This is a genomic window from Pseudomonas sp. NPDC086112 (genome assembly GCF_044746425.1).
GTDB lineage: Bacteria > Pseudomonadota > Gammaproteobacteria > Pseudomonadales > Pseudomonadaceae > Aquipseudomonas.
The window spans coordinates 165,248-184,321 of sequence record NZ_JBIVCD010000006.1; the positions used below are offsets into that span (position 1 = coordinate 165,248).

Genomic DNA, 19,074 nt, shown 5'->3' on the forward strand with positions numbered 1-19,074 from the left:
AAAAATACACAGACCACCTCGATACAAAATAACACGAAAAATATAACCCTAAACGACTCACTAGATATCTATGAACATCAGCCGGGCTGTCGATGGTGATTTGTCCATAATGCTCTTCAACGATGGAATAGACCAGTGCAAGGCCAGACCGGTGCCTTCGCCAGGGTCCTTGGTGGTGAAGAAAGGTTCGAACAGTCGGTCCATGATGCTCGAGGGAATACCACTGCCTTCGTCTTCGACGATCAGATCGACCGTGTGTTCGCCGGCTTCGCTTTTGACTCGCACCGCACTGCCCGGAGGCGAGGCGTCGCGGGCATTTGAGAGCAGGTTGATCAATACCTGGGCGAGCCGCTGCGGGTCGCCTTCGACCCAATGGTCGGGATCGCACAGGTTGTAGAACTGTACTTCGAAATTGCGCCGGTTCAAGGCCAGCAGGCCGATGGCATCCTGGGCCACTTCCGCCAGACAGACGGGCTCGTCACTGTGCTGATAACTGCCGGCGTGGGCGAAGCTCATCAGCGACTGAACGATGCGTGACACGCGTTTGGTCTGCTCGAGGATCTGCCCGCTGATTTCCGTGAGTTCGGTGTCGTCCTCACGCTCTTCGCGCAAGTTCTGCGCGAGACAGGCAATGCCGGTGATCGGGTTGCCGATTTCATGGGCCACGCCGGCCGCCAGTCGACCGATGCTGGCCAGACGCTCGGAGTGCACCAGTTTGTCTTCGAGCATCTGGGTTTCGGTCAAATCTTCCACCAGCAGCACCAGGCCACTGTTACCCGGCGCCAGCGGTTCATCAATCGCCGCTTTGTGCAGGTTCAGCCAGCGCGTCTGACCGTCGAGGGCCAGGTGCTGTTTGTGCAAATGCTCGTCCGGCAGATTGATGAAGCCTTGCAGCAGTTCTCTCCACGGATCGCCAATGGTGCTAAGGCGCGAACCGACCACACGCTGCGCGGCAATCCCGGTCAGCTCCTCCATGGCTTTGTTCCACATGAGGATTTCCTGATCCTTGGCCAGCGAGCACACGCCCATCGGCAATTCCTGCAAGGTCTGGCGGTGGTAGCGGCGCAGGGCATCGAGTTCGGCGGCAAGACCGGTGAGGCGCGAGTGGTAGTCCTCAAGACGGCTTTCGATGAAGTGGATGTCTTCGGTGACGTAGTTTTCGCCGCCAGCCTTGTAGGGCAGGAAGGTTTCGACCATGTCCTGCGCCACGCTTGGCCCCATCAGGCCCGAGAGGTTGGCTTCGATACGGTCACGCAAACGGCGCAAGGCGTATGGACGGCGCTCATCGAACGGCAGATAAAGGTCACGCAGCGCCTGCTCGACTTCTTTCTGCGCTGCCTTGGCGCCCAATGGTTTTGCAAGCTGCGTGGCAAACTCCTGAGGCGAGGCCGCGTGCAGTTCGCGGCGTTGCGGGCGACGAACGTTGTCCACCGCGCAGGCTTCGGCGGCGCTGGCCTCTTCGGGGCTGGCGTTGGTGAACAACGAGATCAGCGTGAACATCAGCACGTTGGCAGCCAGCGAGGCGATTGCCGCCATGTGCCAACTGGTGTCGTCCAGCACGTAAATCATGTTAAGCAGTGGAATGTAGAAACCCTGCAGATTGCCGACCAGCGGCAGCAGCATGGTCACCAGCCATACCAGAATCCCCGCCAACAGGCCTGCGATGAAGCCGCGGCGGTTGGCGGTCGGCCAGTACAGCACCGACAACACCCCCGGCAGGAACTGCAACGTGGCGACGAAGGCGACGATGCCGAGGTTGGCCAGGTCCTGCTCGGCCCCCAGCATCAGGTAAAAACCGTAACCGGCCATGATGATCGCGACGATCAGCGCCCGGCGGGTCCATTTCAGCCAACGGTAGATATTGCCTTCGGCCGGCGGCTGATAGAGCGGCAGCACCAGATGGTTCAGCGCCATCCCGGAGAGCGCCAGCGTGGTGACGATGATCAAACCGCTGGCCGCTGACAATCCGCCGACATAGGCCAATAGCGCCAGGGCTTTGTTGTTGGCGGCGATGCCGATGCCCAGGGTGAAGTATTCCGGATTGGTCGTGGCGCCGAGTTTCAGGCCGGCCCAGAGAATCAGCGGCACCGCGAGGCTCATCAACAGCAGAAACAGCGGTAAACCCCAGCTCGCACTGACCAGCGAGCGCGGGTTGAGGTTTTCGGTAAAGGTCATGTGGTACATGTGCGGCATCACGATCGCCGAGGCGAAGAACACCAGCAGCAGCGTGCGCCACGGGCCTTCCTGCAATGGTGTGTGCAGGGCGGCGAGGGCGGTCTGGTTTTGCAGCAGCCACAGTTCCAGCTGTTGCGGTCCATCAAACACGCCATACAGCGCATACAGACCGACGCCGCCAATCGCGATCAGTTTGATCACCGATTCGAAGGCAATCGCGAACACCAGGCCTTCATGTTTCTCGCGGGTAGCGATGTGGCGTGAGCCGAAGAAAATCGTGAACAGCGTAATCAGTGCGCAGAAGCTCAGGGCCACGCGATGCTGCACCGGCTCGCGGGTGAGAATGCTGATGGAGTCGGCCACCGCCTGAATCTGCAGCGCCAGCAACGGCAGGACGCCGATCAGCATGAAAATTGTCGTCAGTGCGCCGGCCCAGGTGCTGCGGAAACGAAACGCGAACAAGTCGGCCAGGGACGAGAGTTGATAAGTGCGGGTGATTTTCAGGATCGGGTACAGAAGCACCGGCGCCAGCAGAAACGCTCCGGAAACCCCGAGGTAGCTGGACAGAAAACCGTAGCCGTACTGATAGGCCAGGCCCACCGTGCCGTAAAACGCCCAGGCACTGGCGTAGACGCCCAGCGACAGGGTGTACGTCAGCGGGTGGCGAATGATCGCCCGGGGGATCATCCCCCGTTCGCTGATCCAGGCCACGCCGAACAGCACCGCCAGGTACGCGGCGCTGATCAGGATCATCTGGGTCAGGCTAAAGCTCATCGGCATCTTTTTGGCTCTGCAGGATGAAGGTCACGACAATCAGAATCAGCCAGAGCAAATAAGGGCGATACCAGGCGCCCGTGGCGTCGATCCACCAATCCATGATGGCCGGGGAGAACAGATAAATCCCCACTACCAGGAGCAGGACCAAGCGATAGATGTACATCCCGGCCTCTCTTTTTTATGCGCGTGCCCGAAAACGTGCGGCGATGGTAACGGATGGGCGCGCCACTGCAAGTGGCATCACTGCAGTTGCGCTTCAGGCAACGTCAGTGTGCGCGGGATCAGCGATGCATCCCAGTGGGTAATCCCCCAGTTCAGCACTTGCCGTGGCGTGGCGTCATTCAGTTCGGTCGCAGGTTTGTGCCCCAGCGCCCGCAATGCGCGCAGTAACAGCGGCGTGGCCTGATCTTCGGTCAGCGGCGGTGATCGATAGGATTTGCCGAGTTTGTGGCCGTCCGGCTGGGTAATCAGCGGGATGTGCAGGTAGCGCGGCTGCGGCAGGCCCAGCAGTTCTTGCAGATAGAGCTGGCGCGGCGTGGAATCCAGCAGATCGGCGCCGCGCACGATATCGGTGATGCCTTGCCAGGCGTCGTCCAGCACCACTGCCAGTTGATAGGCGTAGAGCCCATCGCGGCGGCGGATCACGAAATCACCCACCTCCCGCCCCAGATGTTGACGGAACTCGCCCTGCACCCGGTCGATGAAGTGGTATTCCAGTTCCGGTACACGCAGGCGGATCGCGGCGTTCTCGGTGCCGTGCCCTGCGTTGCGGCAGAACCCGGGATAGATGCCGTGATATGGCTCCAGTTGCTTGCGCGAGCAGGTGCAAGCGTAGGCCAGGCCCTGATTTAACAGGCGATTGATGACTTCGTCATAGGCAGCGTGCCGGTCACTCTGTCGGACCATGTCGCCGTCCCACTCGAACCCGTAGCTTTCCAGCGCCTTGAGAATCGCTGCCTGAGCACCGGGCTCTTCCCGTGGCGGATCGAGATCTTCCATGCGCACCAACCAGCGGCCGCCGACCGAACGGGCGTCGAGGTAGGAGGCCAGTGCTGCGACCAGCGAACCGAAGTGCAGATGCCCGCTTGGTGTAGGGGCGAAACGCCCGATGTAGGCGGGGGAGGCGATGGCGGTCATAAGGGCGATGTCAGGCTGTTCAATCGTTTTGAGCATGGCTTGAAGCCGCCTTCGCGAGCAAGCTCAGCTCCTACAGAAGATTGCTCTAGCCTTTGTAGGAGCGAAGCTTGCTCGCGAAGGCGATTTTAAAGACGCAGCAAATGTCAGAAACAAAAAAACGGAGCGTTCGCACGCTCCGTTCTTCGTTCAAGTCGCCAAGATTACTTGCCGACTTGCTTTTCCTTGATTTCCGCCAGGGTCTTGCAGTCAACGCACATGTCGGCGGTAGGGCGGGCTTCCAGTCGCTTGACGCCGATTTCGACGCCGCAGGACTCGCACCAGCCGTATTCTTCGTCTTCGATCAATTGCAGTGTTTTGTCGATTTTCTTGATCAGCTTGCGCTCGCGGTCGCGGGCGCGCAATTCGAGGCTGAATTCCTCTTCCTGGCTGGCACGGTCTGCCGGATCAGGGAAGTTGGCCGCTTCGTCTTTCATGTGATCAACAGTACGGTCGACTTCCTGCATCAAGTCCTGTTTCCACTTGTTCAGGATCTTGGTGAAGTGAGCGCGCATGGGCTTGCCCATGTACTCTTCGCCCTTCACTTCTTTGTAGGGTTCGAAGCCGCTGATCGACTGGTTCTGCTGTTGCTTTGCTTGGGTGGGCATGAAATGGACCGCCTCTACTCTTGTAATCCATTGCGCAGGATTGCTCCATCACCGACACCTGCCGGCCCTGCGGCTGCAAGCGGGCGAACTTACCAGATCAAATCGGACCGCGCTACTCCCGGATGTCGAGCCCGCGGCCCGTGGCGCTTGCAAAAGATTGCAAAGCCTTGCCTGGTGGCTCTGGAGACCTGATCAATTATTGATTTTAGTCAAACCTGGAGCATACGCTTGAACCGTTTGAGACCAGCGTTATATGGGCTCTGACCGCTTTAGGTTCTCGCTCGTTCCTGCGCTTGGGTAGAATCGATTCTTTTCCCCGTTGTAAGGAAGGCTAATGGCTCTGTCCTACAGTGCGCGCAGTCGCGCTATCGAACCGTTTCACGTCATGGCCCTGCTGGCGCGGGCCAACGAGTTGCAAGCAGCCGGGCACGACGTGATTCACCTGGAAATCGGCGAGCCGGACTTCACCACCGCCGAGCCGATCATCCAGGCCGGCCAGGCCGCACTGACGGCGGGGAAGACCCGTTACACCGCTGCCCGCGGCATTCCTGAGCTGCGTGAAGCCATTTCGGGCTTTTATCAGCAACGTTACGGGCTGAACATCGATCCGCAACGAATTCTCATCACGCCCGGCGGTTCAGGCGCGTTGCTGTTGGCCAGCGCCTTGCTGGTGGACCCAGGTAAACACTGGCTGCTGGCAGACCCGGGTTACCCGTGCAACCGGCACTTCCTGCGGTTGGTGGAAGGCGCGGCGCAACTGGTGCCGGTCGGCCCGGACGTGCGTTATCAGCTGACCCCGGACCTGGTGGCGCGCCACTGGGATCACGACAGCGTCGGCGCTCTGGTGGCATCGCCGGCCAACCCGACCGGGACCATCCTGACCCGCGACGAATTGGCCGGGCTCTCTGCAGCGATCAAGGCCCGCCACGGCCATTTGGTGGTCGACGAGATCTACCATGGCCTGACTTACGGCACGGATGCGGCCAGTGTGCTGGAAGTCGATGACAGCGCCTTCGTCCTCAATAGTTTTTCCAAGTATTTTGGCATGACCGGCTGGCGTCTCGGTTGGCTGGTCGCGCCAGAAGCGGCGGTCGGTGAACTGGAGAAGCTTGCCCAGAACCTCTACATCAGCGCGCCGAGCATGGCCCAGCACGCCGCATTGGCTTGCTTCGAACCCGCCACTATTCAAATTTTCGAGGAGCGCCGCGCCGAGTTCGGCCGACGTCGTGATTTCCTGCTGCCAGCCCTGAGGGAATTGGGCTTCGGTATCGCTGTGGAGCCGGAGGGTGCATTTTACTTGTACGCCGATATCAGCAAGTTCGGCGGCGATGCCTTCGCGTTCTGCCGACATTTCCTCGAAACCGAGCACGTCGCGATTACGCCGGGCCTGGACTTCGGTCGTTATCAGGCCGGGCATCATGTGCGGTTTGCCTACACCCAAAGTCTTCCACGTTTGCAGGAAGCGGTTGAGCGGATCGCTCGTGGTTTGCGGAGCTGGCAAGGCTGATGCGTTTTCATCCTCCCCTCGAAGAAGGTCGCTTGATTCGTCGCTACAAACGTTTTCTCGCTGATATCGAAACCGTTAGCGGCGAGTTGCTGACCATTCACTGCCCTAACACCGGTTCGATGCTTAATTGCCAAGTCGAAGGCGGGCAGGTCTGGTTCAGTCGTTCCAACGACCCCAAGCGTAAATTGCCCGGCACCTGGGAAGTCGGCGAAACCCCGCAGGGGCGGTTGTTCTGCGTAAACACCGGGCGCGCCAACGGTTTGATTGAGGAGGCGTTGCGGGCCAATGTCATCACCGAGCTGAACGGCTTTACCGAATTGAAGCGCGAAGTGGCCTACGGTCAGGAGAGCAGCCGCATCGATTTCCGTCTCGACTACCCGAGCGGGCCAGCCTATGTAGAAGTCAAAAGCGTCACCCTGGGCTTCGATGGCTCGTTGGTGGCGGCATTTCCTGACGCAGTGACCCAGCGCGGGGCCAAGCATTTGCGGGAGTTGGCGCATTTGGCCCGGGACGGGATTCGTGCCGTGCAGTTGTATTGCGTGAACCTGACCGGCGTCGACGCCGTGCGTCCTGCTGAAGAAATCGATTCGGCCTACGCGGCTGCGTTACGCGAAGCGGTGGCGTGCGGGGTCGAAGTGCTGGCGTATGGCGTGCACTTGACCCATCAAGAGATGGTGGTCGATCGGCGCCTGGAGGTGCTGTTAAACGGTTAGCCAGATCCCTTGCTCGTCTTCGCGACAGGGGATGGTGGTCAGGGATTGCCCGGCGCACGGGCCGGCGACGCATTCGCCGTCTTCGATCAGAAACAGTGCGCCATGGGTGGCGCACTGGATCAGGCTGTTGCTGGGGTCGAGAAACTGGTCGGGTTTCCATTCCAGTCCGACGCCCCGGTGCGGGCAGCGATTTTCATACACATACACCCGGCCGGCCCGGCGCACGGCGAAGAGCTTTTGACCATCAACGTCGAAACCGCGACTGCTGGCGTCAGCCAATTCGACGCCTGTGCAAAGAAGCTTCATGTCTATCCTCAAGTCCCGCAGCTCGTGAGCGGATATGTCCAAGCTTGACGTTCAAATGCAAGCAAATATCAAATGGCCGCTCACCCCCAGGGCGATTGCCGGATGCCGAGGATACTTGGCCTGTTCTCTCGATGCCCGGCAAAATTTTTCAAGGAAGCTGTTTATGCGCCTGAGTGCGACCGGCCAATGACCGTTCTGGTTAAACCCCGTGCATTATTCGTTGGCCTGAGCCTGCTGTGTTTGCTGGCGATCTGGTTGTCGCTGGCGTTGGGTCCGGTGAGTTTGCCGTTGTTCGACACGTTACGCGCGGCGTTGCGGCTGATGGGTTTACCCATCGCGCCTGACGGGTTGGAGCAGGCCGAACTGATCCTCGGGCGGATTCGCTTGCCGCGAACCTTGCTGGGCTTGGCGGTGGGCGGCGTTTTGGCGCTGTCCGGCGTGGCGATGCAGGGCCTGTTTCGCAACCCTTTGGCCGATCCGGGATTGGTGGGAGTCTCCAGCGGCGCGGCATTGGGCGCAGCCATCGCGATTGTCGGCGGCTCGGTGTTCGGCGGTCTGCAGGAATCCTTCGGGCCTTATCTGTTATCGGTGTGCGCGTTTCTCGGTGGGCTGGGTGTAACGGCGCTGGTCTATCGACTGGGGCGACGCAATGGCCAGACCAACGTCGCCACCATGCTGCTGGCCGGTATTGCATTGACTGCCCTGGCCGGTTCAGCGGTAGGGTTATTCACCTATCTGGCGGATGACGCGACCCTGCGCACCTTGACGTTCTGGAACCTGGGCAGCCTTAACGGCGCCAGTTATTCGCGACTTTGGCCGTTGTTGCTAGTGAGCACCGGTGTGGCGCTGTGGCTGCCGCGTCGGGCCAAGGCTTTGAATGCATTGTTGCTGGGGGAGTCAGAGGCCGGTCACCTGGGTATTGATGTCGAAAGGCTTAAGCGCGAACTGGTGTTCTGCACGGCGCTGGGTGTCGGCGCGGCGGTCGCGGCAGCGGGGATGATCGGGTTTGTCGGCCTGGTGGTGCCGCATCTGGTGCGGTTGTTGGCCGGCCCTGATCATCGGGTGTTGTTGCCGGCGTCGGTATTGGCGGGGGCCAGTCTCTTATTGTTTGCCGATCTGGTAGCACGACTGGCCTTGGCGCCGGCCGAGTTGCCGATCGGGATCGTCACAGCCTTCATCGGCGCACCGTTCTTTCTGTATCTTCTGCTCAGAGGGCGTGCCTGATGTTGCGAACGCAAAACCTGCAAATCCGGCGCGGTCGAAAGATTGTTCTCACGGACATTACCCTTGAGCTCAAACCGGGCGAAGTCCTCGGTGTGCTGGGCCCCAACGGTGCCGGTAAAAGCACTTTGCTCGGCGCCCTGTGCGGCGAATTGCAGGCGGACCACGGTAGTGTCTGGCTCGACGAGCGCGAGTTGAGTCATTGGGCCCGGGCGCAGCGAGCCCAGCGTTTGGCGGTGTTGCCGCAGGTGTCGACCCTGGACTTTGCCTTTCGCGTCGAAGAAGTGGTCGGCATGGGGCGTTTGCCTTATCAAACCGGCCGGGTCCGAGATGACGAGATCGTCGCCGCCGCACTACACGCGGCCGATGCGCAGCACCTGAGTGGTCGTAGTTATCTGGCATTGTCCGGTGGTGAGCGTCAGCGGGTGCACCTGGCACGCGTCCTGGCGCAGCTGTGGCCGGGGGAGGCGGGGCAAACGTTGTTGCTCGACGAACCGACGTCGATGCTCGACCCGCTGCACCAACACACCACTCTGCAAGCGGTGCGCGAGTTCGCCAATCGTGGTGCCGCGGTGCTGGTGATCCTGCATGATCTGAACCTGGCGGCACGCTATTGTGATCGTCTATTACTGCTCGAGGGTGGGCGTCCCGTGGCGCTGGATACGCCGGAGCAGGTATTGCGCCCGGAACCGCTCAAGGCCGTGTTCGGGCTGGAAGTACTGGTGCAGCCGCACCCGGAGCGTGGGCATCCGCTGATCATCGCCCGCTAAGCATTTCATTGAGGTGAGAACATGCGTGTGATGGTGATCCTGGCTGTGCTGTTACTGAGTGCCTGTCAGCATGTGCCGGTGGTGCCGCCACCCGTCAGCGGCGAGATCCGGGACCTGCGCAGCGGGCAAACACTGACAGCGCAGGAACTGCTTGCACGGTTGGCCAAGCCTTCGCGGTTGATCGTCGGCGAGCAGCATGACAATCGTGATCACCATCAACTGCAATTGTGGTTATTACAGGCGCTGGGTGAGCGGCGGCCCCAAGGCAGTCTACTGCTGGAAATGCTCACGCCGGATCAACAAGGGCGCGTCGATCATGTTAAGCACTCTTCATCGCTACCCGCTGACTTGCCCAATGCGTTGGCTTGGCAACCGGGTTGGGACTGGAATCTGTATGGGCCGATCGTTGGTTTTGCCCTGACTCAGCCGTACCCGTTGCTGGCGGCCAATCTGGATACGCTTGAAGTCCGTACTTTCTATGCCAAACCCCCGGCATTGAGCGGTTCGCTCTCTAACGCGCCGGTGGTCAAGGATGAGTTGCTGGCACAAATCAGCGATTCCCACTGCGGCTTGCTGCCCACATCGCAAATGCCCGCGATGCTTGCCGTCCAGCAGCAGCGTGATCGGCGGATGGCCGGGCGATTACTGGCCGCACCAACGCCTTCACTGCTGTTTGCCGGCGCGTACCACGCGCGTAAGGATGTGGGGGTGCCGATCCATGTGCTGGATCTGGGTGAGCCAGAAGCGCCGATGGTATTGATGCTGGCGGAGCAGGGTGCTGAGGTCACGCCGGCCATGGCCGATTACGTTTGGTATACGCCCGCCACGCCACCGCAGGATTACTGCGCGCAAATGCGTAAACAGTTCGGCAAGCAGTCAGGGCAGTAAAACCTGGCGAGTTTTCCACAGGCAAAAAAAGACCCGGCAAGAGCCGGGTCAAATAACCGTGATTAGCCTGATGAGGAGATAATCTGAGAGTCCGAACCAAGGGCTTTTCAGAATATCGACCAGTCTCGCGACCAGTTGTGATAATCATAGCGATTCTCATTACCAAGTCAACCGCTGATTTTCAATTTCTGTGGATCTCACCAGTTCCCTTGGTGAAGGCCTTGCAATCATTGCTCTTCAGGCTGTGTGCGTAAGCGTAATTACCCGTTCAAATCTTGTGGCGTGACGAGATGGCGTCCAGTTGTTTGTTCAAAGCTTCCTTGCGTTCGGCGGGAATGTCGTTCCAGTGAACATCCATCAGTGCGCCTTCGATCGCATACAACAACACCTTGGAAGCCCGAAAACCGCGCGTGCGCACGGCCCGATAAGCATCCACAGCTCCCAGCCGACGCAAGTCCGATGCACTGTGGATGCCCACGGCATGCAGCCATTGCGCCGACGTCTTGCCAAGATTCTTCAGGTGTTGCAGTTCATCATTCATCAAGCCTCCTTGCGACAGCCGAACGGTGCGTGGGCGAGCCTCTCAGCAGTGTAGCCATCAGTAGGAAAAGCGTGATTGTTTGGTCGGTTTCGACGCAAAAGCTTCTAAGACGCGGGCTCTGGAAGTGGCGGGAAAAGGCTGCGAGTGCGGTCGGAAGGTGTGAGTTTCGGGGGGTAAAAAAGTACAAGTCCAGCGCAAGGCAGGGGCGCCGGACTTGGTAGAACGTCGCTTTTAGCGGGTGCGATAACGCAGTCGCGTACCGAAATTCATCGACATCAGAATCTCATCGGCACTCAGCTCTGGCGGAAAGTAGGCGCCGGAGATCTGCGCGTGAGCCAGGCTAGCGCCTTCCAGGGATGAGTTGCGAAAGTCGATGCCGCGCAAGTCGGCGGAGCGGAAATAGGCATCGGTGAAGTCGACGCCGTCGGCGTTCAGTTCACGTAGATCGAGACCGCGGAAATCGCCACCGACCATGTCGATAGGTCCGTCTTTCGGGCGTTCGTTGTTGAAGCCTGTGATGTCGTCTTTGTGCAGCAAGGCATAAAGCGGGGTGTCGAGAAGTTTCGGCTGGCTCATGTCGCATCACCTGATGGTTTTATGGCGCCAGTATAGTGCCACTATTTGACAGCCGTGAAGCCGGTGAGGGCTTCACGGTTGAAATAGTTTCTTACAGGCCTGGCAGACGTTGGCGGATCTGCGCAACGACGGTATCGAGCGTGCCACTTTCATTGGTCTGGACGCGTTTGCTGCAGAGAATTTCTGCTGGCGTCAGGGCTTCGCGGCTGGCTTGCTGGGCGGCGATAACGGCCAGATTGGCGTCGGACGGATCGTTATTGTCTGCCTGACGTTGTTTCAGCCAGCTCTCGATTACCGCTTGCGGTGCGTCGCAGTCGAGGATGAGGAACGGCGCGCCCGTGGCTTCGGCGATTTTTGCCGCGCCGTCGCGTTGGTCGCGCTTGAGGTAGGTGGCATCGACCACCACCGGGAAACCGGCATGCAAAATGACACCGGCGATTTCATGCAGACGGCTGTAGGTGGCGGCGCTGGCGTCAGCACTATAGATGCCGGCCTGCGGGTCGTTCGGTACGGTTTGCTCGCCGAACATACGCTTGCGCTCGACGTCGGAACGCAGGCGAATGGCGCCGAGGGCTTCCACCAGGCGCATGGCCACGTGGCTTTTACCGACAGCGGAAACACCGTGGGTAATCGCCAGGAAACGTGAAGGAATGGTGCTGTAGCTTTCCGCCAGATTGGCGTAGTTGCGGTACTGACGCAGGGTGGTGGCGCGCTGCACCGGATCGGCCTCGGCCGGCATGCTGAACAGGCTGACCTTGGCGCGAACCAGTGCGCGGTAGGCTTTATAGAAGTTCAGCAGCTCAAGGCCCTGATAGTCGCCGGTCAGCTCCAGGTATTGGCTGATGAAACGGCGCGCCAGGCTTTTCAGGCCGCGGTCTTCCAGGTCCATGGCCAGGAAGCCGGTGTCGGCGTAAACGTCGGTGAAGCGGAACGGTTCGTTGAACTCGATGCAGTCGAAGATCACCACTTTGCCGTCGATCACGGTAGCGTTGCCCAAGTGAATGTCACCGTGGCATTCACGAATGAAACCGTCGGCCTTGCGCTGGGCTAATAGCGGCTTGAGGCGTTCGAAGCTGCTTTCGGCCCAGGCTTGCAGCGCCTCGAGTTGCAGCAGATCGGCCTTGTCGCTGAGGAACGGGCGAATCTGTTCGAAGTTCTGCCGTACCGGCGCCATCACGCTCTCCGGCGTGCCGGCTTCGTGTTCGGCAGGCACTTTCGGCGCGCTGAGGTGGAATTGAGCGATCTGCGCGGCCATCTCGTCGATGTGCGTGGTGGTCAATTCGCCGTTGGCTTGCAAGGTGCTGAGCAATTGGCTTTGTGGGAACTGACGCATTTTCAGGGCGTAATCGACAACCGGGCCATCGCCACCCAGTTGTGGCGTCTCGGCGCTGCCAGTGATCGGCAACACTTCCAGATACAAATCATGGGTCAGGCGCTGGTTCAGGCGCAGCTCTTCAGCACAGAAATGCTCGCGAGCCTCGAGGCTGGTGAAGTCGAGGAAGCCGAAATTCACTGGCTTCTTCACTTTATAAGCGTAGGGGCCGGTGAGCAGCACCCACGAAATATGGGTTTCGATGACCTGAAACCCTTCTACGGGATGCGGGTAGAGGGCCGGGTTTTGCAGGGCAGCGATCAGGGACTGGCTCACAGGCGATCCTTCAGAGTCTGGGAAAAATTCAAGGCCGCCATTATGGCCGCAAGTCTGCCCGACGCAAACCTCAGCGGGCTTCTGTTGAGGATGAATAAAGTGCGTATAATCCGCCGCCATGACTCGTACTCGATCCCCCCGCACCCCCAAAAAACCACCTTCCAAGGGCATGCGCCCCTGGCTGGGCTGGGCCCTTAAACTCAGCCTGGTCGGCCTTGTGGTGCTTGCCGGGTTCGCGGTTTATCTCGACGCTGTGGTCCAGGAGAAGTTCTCCGGCAAGCGCTGGACCATCCCGGCCAAGGTGTACGCGCGCCCGCTTGAGCTGTTCACTGGCCAAAAGCTGAGCAAGGAAGACTTCCTCACCGAGCTCGATGCCTTGGGCTACCGACGCGAAGCCGTCAGCAACGGCCCTGGCGCGGCGGCGGTCAATGGCAATACCATCGACTTGAATACCCGTGGCTTCCAGTTCTATGAAGGCATGGAGACAGCTCAGCCTGTGCGCGTGCGCTTCTCCGGCGATTACGTGGCCGAGCTCTCGGCGACCAACGGTTCGAAGCTCTCTGTGGTGCGACTGGAGCCGCTGCTGATTGGCGGGATTTACCCGAAAAACCTTGAAGACCGCATCCTGATCAAAATCGATCAGGTTCCGCCGTATCTGCTCGAAACCCTGGTTGCCGTAGAAGACCGGGATTTCTACAGCCACTGGGGCGTGTCGCCGAAGTCGATTGCCCGAGCCATCTACGTCAACACCTCGGGCGGCAAGATGACCCAGGGTGGCAGTACGCTGACGCAACAGTTGGTCAAGAACTTCTACCTCACCAGCGAACGCAGCCTGACCCGTAAGCTCACCGAAGCCATGATGGCGTTGTTGCTTGAGTTGCATTACGACAAGCGCGAAATTCTTGAGGCTTACCTCAATGAAGTGTTCGTCGGCCAGGATGGTCAGCGCGCGGTGCACGGTTTCGGCCTGGCCAGCCAGTTCTTCTTCGGGCAGCCATTGTCCGAGCTGAAACTGCATCAAGTCGCTTTGTTGGTGGGCATGGTCAAGGGGCCGTCCTATTACAACCCGCGTCGCAACCCTGAGCGGGCGCTGGAACGGCGCAATCTGGTGCTCGATGTTCTGGCGGAACAAGGCGTTGCCACCGCCGAACAGGTTGAGGCGGCGAAGAAAATGCCACTGGGTGTGACCACTCGCGGCAAGTTGGCCGACAGCTCTTTCCCGGGCTTCCTCGACCTGGTTAAGCGTCAGTTGCGCGAAGACTACCGCGACGAAGACTTGACCGAAGAAGGTCTGCGGATCTTCACCAGTTTCGACCCGATCCTGCAGATGAAGGCCGAAGCCTCGGTCAATGACACGTTCAAGCGTCTGTCCGGGCGCAAGGGTTCCGATGAGGTTGAGGCGGCCATGGTCGTGACCAACCCGGAAACCGGCGAAGTCCAGGCCATGATCGGTAGTCGTCAGGCGAGTTTTGCCGGCTTCAACCGGGCGCTGGACGCAGTACGACCGATCGGCTCGTTGATCAAGCCGGCGGTTTATCTGACAGCCCTCGAGAAGCCAAGCCAGTACACGCTGACCAGTTGGCTGTCGGACGACTACTTCTCGGTCAAAGGCGCGGACGGTCAGGTCTGGAAACCGCAGAACTATGATCGCCGTTCCCACGGTACGGTGTTCCTGTATCAAGGCTTGGCGCATTCCTACAACCTGTCGACCGCGCGTCTTGGCTTGGCGGTGGGCGTACCGAATGTCTTGAAGACCCTGGCGCGCCTGGGTGTGACTCGGGAATTCCCGGCGTTCCCGTCGATGTTGCTGGGTGCCGGCGGTATGACCCCGATCGAAGTGGCGACCATGTACCAGACGTTGGCCAACGGCGGGTTCAATACGCCGATGCGCGGGATTCGCAGCGTGCTGACTGCCGAGGGCGAACCGCTCAAGCGTTATCCGTTCCAGATTCAGCAGCAATTCGATCCGGCGTCCATTTACCTGATCCAGAGCGCCATGCAACGGGTCATGCGTGAAGGTACGGGCAGTTCTGTTTACAACGTGTTACCAAAAACCCTGACCCTGGCCGGCAAAACCGGTACCAGTAACGATTCGCGGGACAGCTGGTTCGCCGGTTTCAGTCAGGATCTGCTGGCGGTGGTCTGGCTGGGGCGCGATGATAACGGCAAGACGCCATTCACCGGTGCCACCGGTGCGTTGCAGGTCTGGACCAGTTTCATGCGCAAGGCCGATCCGCTGCCGCTGGACATGCCGCAGCCGGATAACATTGTTCAGGCCTGGGTCGATTCGCGCACCGGGCAAGGTTCTGAAGGCAGCTGCCCAGGCGCAGTGCAGATGCCGTATATTCGCGGCAGCGAACCGCCTCCCGGTCCCGCTTGCGGTGGCGAAAGCCCTGCTGAATCGGTGATGGATTGGGTCAAGGGCTGGATGAATTAAGCAAAGAGGGTTTCAAGTGAACAAGTGGTTGATTCCAGCAGTGACCGCCGTGGCTTTGCTCAGCGGCTGCTCCACCGTACAGCGTGGTTCGATCCCGGTTGTGGATTCCGGCAGCGCCGTCTCCAACAGCGAACGGATTTCGGCGAATGGCGGTTTCCGGCAGTCGACGGTAAAACGTCCTGCACAAGCCCAGACTCAGGCAATCCCGCAAGGTGATACTGGCGTCGTCGTGATGGTGCCGGGTGGTGGCGCTGTTTCCTCGGCCCCGATCAGCACTTCGCCGATTACCCCAGGCCCGATCACTCCGGGCCCGATCGATACCTCGCCGGTCCAGTCGGCACCGATCAATCAGGGCAGCTACAGCATGCCATCGACGCCGAGCGGGATTCCTTCGGCGAGCTCCGGCGGCCTGTCTGCCGATGAGCAACTGGACGGTCCGGTCCTGGCGTTGTTGACCACTGCCCAGCAGCAACAGGCCAGTGGCGACCTTAATGGTGCGTCTTCCAGTCTCGAGCGCGCCCAGCGTGTCGCGCCGCGTGAGCCACAAGTGCTTTACCGTCTGGCCCAGGTACGTATGGCTCAAGGCGATGCGGCACAGGCCGAACAATTCGCTCGTCGTGGTTTGACGTTCGCCAATGGTCGTCCGGCCCTTCAGGCCAGCCTGTGGGAATTGATCGCTCAGGCTCGTGAGAAGCAGGGTGACTCCGCCGGTGCAGCGTTGGCGCGTCAGAAGGCCAAGGTCTCGCTGTGATGGATGCACGCTTCCCGAAGATTGCCGAGCAGTTGCTGCTGATCGAGCGCGAACTGCGCGTTCAGGGCTGGTGGGACGATGTTGCACCGTCCGATGAAGCGCTATCCAGCGTCGAGCCGTTCTCGGTGGATACGCTGGACTTCGAGCAATGGCTGCAATGGATCTTCCTGCCAAGAATGAAGTTGATCCTGGAGCAAGACCTGCCATTACCCAACGCGTCGGGGATCCAGGAGATGGCCGAAATGGTCTTCGCCACCCGCAACGTCCAGGGTAAGGATCGGCAGCTTCAGGTCTTGCTCAAAGAGTTCGACCTGTTGATCACCGCCTCCCGCTAACTCCAATCCGTTGTAGGAGCCGTAGGAGCTGTCGAGTGAAACGAGGCTGTGATCTTTTAATCTTGTTCTTAAAAGCAAAATCAAAAGATCGCAGCCTCGTTTCACTCGACAGCTCCTACATGCAGTTTTTCGCAATCTGTTTCTGTGCTTCGGTGATGCGCTCCTGACGTTGTTGGTCGGTCAGGCGGCGCATCTCACCGTCGACATCCTCCCGTAGTCGCGGATTATTCTGCAGTTGAGCCAGGTTCGTTCGGGCCTGTTCGCAGAATACTCTTAGCTGGTCTTGCTGCTCGGCGACCTGCTTTTTCACTTTGTTGTCGATGGCCCGTTGATCGCCTACGACGTTGCTGCGCGGCGGCGCGCTCGGTTTGCCGACGGGCGGGGCGGGCGTCACCACGAGGGTGGGCTCCTGGCCTGGGGGCGGTTGCGCATCGAAATGGGTAACGCCCTGGGCATCGACCCATTTATAGATCTGACCCGCCATGCACAAAGGGCTCAGGCTGATCAGCAAGCCGGCGGTGAAGAAGAACGTTCGCATGCCATTTCCTTGTCATGGGTGCGCAATCGAAGCTAACACAGTTGCGGTTTAAAGGTTTTTTCTTGCGTTCTCATGCGCTTAGTTCGAATAAAGCACATTGACGGCTTGACTTGCGATGGGCGAAACAGAAGAATCCAAAGTCCGCTGTAGAGGGACTGCCAGAAGCAGACCCACTCGGTAGATCATGAGGCGCACATCCGCGCCGACCTGTTACACCCGCAACGCGTTACCTCGCGCTGGGTGGGAAAGGCCCGCAACACTTGGGACGATCCCAATACTTGCTCAGTCAGTGCTGACGTAGTCGGCGACCACCGTCGCTCATGCTCTGCCGAGAAGTAAACCTATTAAGACCCGTCCTCTTGTATGTGGGCGGTATTCTGGCGTTTTAGAGGTGAACAACGTGGAGCTTTTATCTGGCGGTGAGATGCTCGTCCGCTTTTTGCGTGACGAAGGCGTCAAATATATCTACGGGTACCCGGGTGGTGCTCTTCTTCATGTCTATGATGCCCTGTTCAAAGAACCGGAAGTGACCCACATCCTGGTTCGTCACGAGCAGGCTGCGACCCATATGGCTGACGGCTATGCCCGTGCCACCGGTAAAGCCGGTGTGGTACTGGTAACCTCCGGCCCGGGTGCAACCAACGCCATCACCGGTATTGCCACGGCCTACATGGACTCCATTCCGATGGTGATCATTTCCGGCCAGGTGCCTAGCACCATGGTAGGCACCGATGCATTCCAGGAAACCGACATGATCGGTATCTCCCGGCCAATCGTGAAGCACAGCTTCATGATCAAGCATGCGTCGGAAATCCCGGAAGTCATGAAGAAAGCGTTCTACCTGGCGCAATCCGGTCGTCCTGGTCCGGTCGTTGTCGATATCCCGAAAGACATGACCAACCCGGCCGAGAAGTTCGAATACATCTTCCCGAAAAAAGCCAAGCTGCGTTCCTACAGCCCGGCCGTTCGCGGTCACTCCGGGCAAATCCGCAAGGCAGCCGAAATGCTCCTGGCGGCCAAGCGTCCTGTGCTTTATTCAGGCGGCGGCGTTATTCTCGGTGGTGGCTCTGCGCCGCTGACCGAACTGGCGAAAATGCTCAACCTGCCAGTGACCAATACCCTGATGGGTTTGGGTGCCTACCCTGGCACCGACCGTCAGTTCATTGGCATGCTCGGCATGCACGGCAGCTACACCGCCAACCTGGCGATGCACCATGCCGATGTCATCCTTGCAGTCGGCGCGCGCTTCGACGATCGCGTGATCAACGGCCCGGCCAAGTTCTGTCCGAATGCCAAGATCATTCACATCGACATCGACCCGGCTTCGATCTCCAAGACCATCAAGGCAGACGTGCCTATCGTCGGTCCGGTCGAGAGCGTCCTGACCGAAATGGTCGCGATCCTCAAGGAAATCGGCGAGACCCCGAACAAGGAGTCCGTTGCCAGCTGGTGGAAGCAAGTCGATGAGTGGCGCGGTGACCGCGGCCTGTTCCCTTACGACAAGGGCGACGGCAGCGTGATCAAGCCGCAGTCCGTGATCGAAACCCTGTGCGAAGTGACCAAGGGCGACGCCTTTGTGACCTCCGACGTGGGTCAGCACCAAATGTTCGCTGCGCAGTACTACACGTTCAACAAGCCAAACCGCTGGATCAACTCCGGTGGCCTGGGCACCATGGGCTTCGGTTTTCCGGCGGCCATGGGCATCAAGCTGAGCTTCCCGGATGACGACGTCGCCTGCGTTACGGGCGAGGGCAGCATCCAGATGAACATTCAGGAACTGTCGACCTGCCTGCAATACGGTTTGCCGGTAAAGATCGTCATTCTGAATAACGGTGTACTGGGGATGGTTCGCCAGTGGCAGGACATGAGTTATGGCAGCCGCCACTCGCACTCCTACATGGAATCGTTGCCTGACTTCGTCAAGCTGGCCGAGGCTTATGGCCACGTTGGCGTGCGCATCACCGAATCGAAAGATTTGAAGTCGAAGATGGAAGAGGCGTTCGCCATGAAAGATCGCCTGGTGGTTATCGATATTTCGGTCGACACCAGCGAGCACGTCTACCCGATGCAGATCAAAGACGGCTCCATGCGCGATATGTGGCTGAGCAAG

At 59.5% G+C, this 19,074-nt stretch carries 17 protein-coding genes and 1 pseudogene; 9 read left to right on the plus strand and 9 right to left on the minus strand.

What is annotated here, in order from left to right:
• From ACIPLA_RS07085 to dksA, 4 genes and pseudogenes are all read right to left on the minus strand, one after another.
• A pseudogene (locus ACIPLA_RS07085) lies at positions 1-2,955 on the minus strand (sensor histidine kinase); the annotation flags it as partial.
• Positions 2,939-3,115, minus strand: coding sequence for a hypothetical protein (locus tag ACIPLA_RS07090; protein ID WP_003176118.1), 177 nt, complete (start codon positions 3,113-3,115; stop codon positions 2,939-2,941). The pseudogene ACIPLA_RS07085 and the gene ACIPLA_RS07090, both read right to left, overlap by 17 nt.
• A gap of 77 nt (positions 3,116-3,192) precedes the next feature.
• Positions 3,193-4,089, minus strand: a complete 897-nt coding sequence (gluQRS, locus tag ACIPLA_RS07095; RefSeq protein ID WP_218398909.1) for a tRNA glutamyl-Q(34) synthetase GluQRS — start codon at positions 4,087-4,089, stop codon at positions 3,193-3,195.
• 200 nt (positions 4,090-4,289) lie between these two features.
• Entirely contained in the window at positions 4,290-4,733 is a 444-nt protein-coding gene (gene dksA, locus ACIPLA_RS07100; RefSeq protein WP_030130357.1) for an RNA polymerase-binding protein DksA, read from the minus strand.
• A 334-nt stretch (positions 4,734-5,067) separates the two neighbouring features.
• Between dksA and ACIPLA_RS07105 the strand changes: the two genes are divergently transcribed.
• The gene (locus tag ACIPLA_RS07105) at positions 5,068-6,240 is read left to right on the plus strand and encodes a pyridoxal phosphate-dependent aminotransferase (protein WP_052967680.1); all 1,173 of its coding nucleotides are present in this window, start codon (positions 5,068-5,070) and stop codon (positions 6,238-6,240) included.
• The gene (gene sfsA, locus ACIPLA_RS07110) at positions 6,240-6,953 is read left to right on the plus strand and encodes a DNA/RNA nuclease SfsA (RefSeq protein WP_401172653.1); all 714 of its coding nucleotides are present in this window, start codon (positions 6,240-6,242) and stop codon (positions 6,951-6,953) included. Before ACIPLA_RS07105 ends, sfsA begins: the two co-directional genes overlap by 1 nt.
• On the opposite strand, the gene ACIPLA_RS07115 is transcribed toward sfsA, so the two are convergent.
• Complete coding sequence (locus ACIPLA_RS07115; RefSeq protein ID WP_218398770.1) at positions 6,942-7,259, minus strand: Rieske (2Fe-2S) protein; 318 nt, start codon at positions 7,257-7,259, stop codon at positions 6,942-6,944. The genes sfsA and ACIPLA_RS07115 overlap by 12 nt on opposite strands.
• 240 nt (positions 7,260-7,499) lie before the next feature.
• Here ACIPLA_RS07115 and ACIPLA_RS07120 point away from each other — a divergent pair, with 240 nt between their 5' ends.
• The 3 genes from ACIPLA_RS07120 to ACIPLA_RS07130 are packed head-to-tail and all read left to right on the plus strand — an operon-like array spanning position 7,500 to position 10,138.
• The gene (locus ACIPLA_RS07120) at positions 7,500-8,483 is read left to right on the plus strand and encodes an iron ABC transporter permease (protein WP_218398908.1); all 984 of its coding nucleotides are present in this window, start codon (positions 7,500-7,502) and stop codon (positions 8,481-8,483) included.
• The gene (locus tag ACIPLA_RS07125; protein ID WP_218398769.1) at positions 8,483-9,250 is read left to right on the plus strand and encodes a heme ABC transporter ATP-binding protein; all 768 of its coding nucleotides are present in this window, start codon (positions 8,483-8,485) and stop codon (positions 9,248-9,250) included. Before ACIPLA_RS07120 ends, ACIPLA_RS07125 begins: the two co-directional genes overlap by 1 nt.
• 21 nt (positions 9,251-9,271) lie before the next feature.
• On the plus strand, positions 9,272-10,138 hold the full coding sequence (locus tag ACIPLA_RS07130; protein WP_218398768.1) for a ChaN family lipoprotein: 867 nt from the start codon (positions 9,272-9,274) through the stop codon (positions 10,136-10,138).
• A 268-nt stretch (positions 10,139-10,406) separates the two neighbouring features.
• On the opposite strand, the gene ACIPLA_RS07135 is transcribed toward ACIPLA_RS07130, so the two are convergent.
• From ACIPLA_RS07135 to ACIPLA_RS07145, 3 genes are all read right to left on the minus strand, one after another.
• A complete protein-coding gene (locus tag ACIPLA_RS07135) occupies positions 10,407-10,679 on the minus strand; it encodes a TfoX/Sxy family protein (RefSeq protein WP_007902045.1) in 273 nt (90 codons plus the stop codon).
• A 231-nt stretch (positions 10,680-10,910) separates the two neighbouring features.
• Entirely contained in the window at positions 10,911-11,255 is a 345-nt protein-coding gene (locus ACIPLA_RS07140; RefSeq protein ID WP_052967693.1) for a pentapeptide repeat-containing protein, read from the minus strand.
• A 91-nt stretch (positions 11,256-11,346) separates the two neighbouring features.
• Positions 11,347-12,903, minus strand: coding sequence for an AAA family ATPase (locus tag ACIPLA_RS07145; RefSeq protein ID WP_401172659.1), 1,557 nt, complete (start codon positions 12,901-12,903; stop codon positions 11,347-11,349).
• A gap of 118 nt (positions 12,904-13,021) precedes the next feature.
• Between ACIPLA_RS07145 and mrcB the strand changes: the two genes are divergently transcribed.
• The 3 genes from mrcB to ACIPLA_RS07160 are packed head-to-tail and all read left to right on the plus strand — an operon-like array spanning position 13,022 to position 16,426.
• On the plus strand, positions 13,022-15,340 hold the full coding sequence (mrcB, locus tag ACIPLA_RS07150) for a penicillin-binding protein 1B (RefSeq protein WP_218398766.1): 2,319 nt from the start codon (positions 13,022-13,024) through the stop codon (positions 15,338-15,340).
• Between the two features lie 16 nt (positions 15,341-15,356).
• Positions 15,357-16,091, plus strand: coding sequence for a M48 family metallopeptidase (locus ACIPLA_RS07155; protein WP_123497214.1), 735 nt, complete (start codon positions 15,357-15,359; stop codon positions 16,089-16,091).
• Positions 16,091-16,426, plus strand: coding sequence for a YqcC family protein (locus ACIPLA_RS07160; RefSeq protein ID WP_218398765.1), 336 nt, complete (start codon positions 16,091-16,093; stop codon positions 16,424-16,426). Before ACIPLA_RS07155 ends, ACIPLA_RS07160 begins: the two co-directional genes overlap by 1 nt.
• Before the next feature lie 115 nt (positions 16,427-16,541).
• Here ACIPLA_RS07160 and ACIPLA_RS07165 read toward each other — a convergent pair whose 3' ends face one another.
• Positions 16,542-16,964 carry a DUF4124 domain-containing protein gene (locus ACIPLA_RS07165; RefSeq protein WP_218398764.1) on the minus strand — a complete coding sequence of 141 codons (423 nt, stop codon included), beginning with the start codon at positions 16,962-16,964 and terminating at the stop codon, positions 16,542-16,544.
• A gap of 400 nt (positions 16,965-17,364) precedes the next feature.
• Between ACIPLA_RS07165 and ACIPLA_RS07170 the strand changes: the two genes are divergently transcribed.
• Positions 17,365-19,074 (plus strand): acetolactate synthase 3 large subunit (locus ACIPLA_RS07170; RefSeq protein WP_401172664.1); only part of this gene is annotated, 1,710 nt, incomplete at its 3' end.

Coding starts and splice junctions, on each gene's coding strand:
- ACIPLA_RS07090 (WP_003176118.1), bottom strand. CDS start 3,115: ATGTACATCTATCGCTTGGTCCTGCTCCTGGTAGTGGGGATTTATCTG.
- gluQRS (WP_218398909.1), bottom strand. CDS start 4,089: ATGACCGCCATCGCCTCCCCCGCCTACATCGGGCGTTTCGCCCCTACA.
- dksA (WP_030130357.1), bottom strand. CDS start 4,733: ATGCCCACCCAAGCAAAGCAACAGCAGAACCAGTCGATCAGCGGCTTC.
- ACIPLA_RS07105 (WP_052967680.1), top strand. CDS start 5,068: ATGGCTCTGTCCTACAGTGCGCGCAGTCGCGCTATCGAACCGTTTCAC.
- sfsA (WP_401172653.1), top strand. CDS start 6,240: ATGCGTTTTCATCCTCCCCTCGAAGAAGGTCGCTTGATTCGTCGCTAC.
- ACIPLA_RS07115 (WP_218398770.1), bottom strand. CDS start 7,259: ATGAAGCTTCTTTGCACAGGCGTCGAATTGGCTGACGCCAGCAGTCGC.
- ACIPLA_RS07125 (WP_218398769.1), top strand. CDS start 8,483: ATGTTGCGAACGCAAAACCTGCAAATCCGGCGCGGTCGAAAGATTGTT.
- ACIPLA_RS07130 (WP_218398768.1), top strand. CDS start 9,272: ATGCGTGTGATGGTGATCCTGGCTGTGCTGTTACTGAGTGCCTGTCAG.
- ACIPLA_RS07135 (WP_007902045.1), bottom strand. CDS start 10,679: ATGAATGATGAACTGCAACACCTGAAGAATCTTGGCAAGACGTCGGCG.
- ACIPLA_RS07140 (WP_052967693.1), bottom strand. CDS start 11,255: ATGAGCCAGCCGAAACTTCTCGACACCCCGCTTTATGCCTTGCTGCAC.
- mrcB (WP_218398766.1), top strand. CDS start 13,022: ATGACTCGTACTCGATCCCCCCGCACCCCCAAAAAACCACCTTCCAAG.
- ACIPLA_RS07160 (WP_218398765.1), top strand. CDS start 16,091: ATGGATGCACGCTTCCCGAAGATTGCCGAGCAGTTGCTGCTGATCGAG.
- ACIPLA_RS07165 (WP_218398764.1), bottom strand. CDS start 16,964: ATGCGAACGTTCTTCTTCACCGCCGGCTTGCTGATCAGCCTGAGCCCT.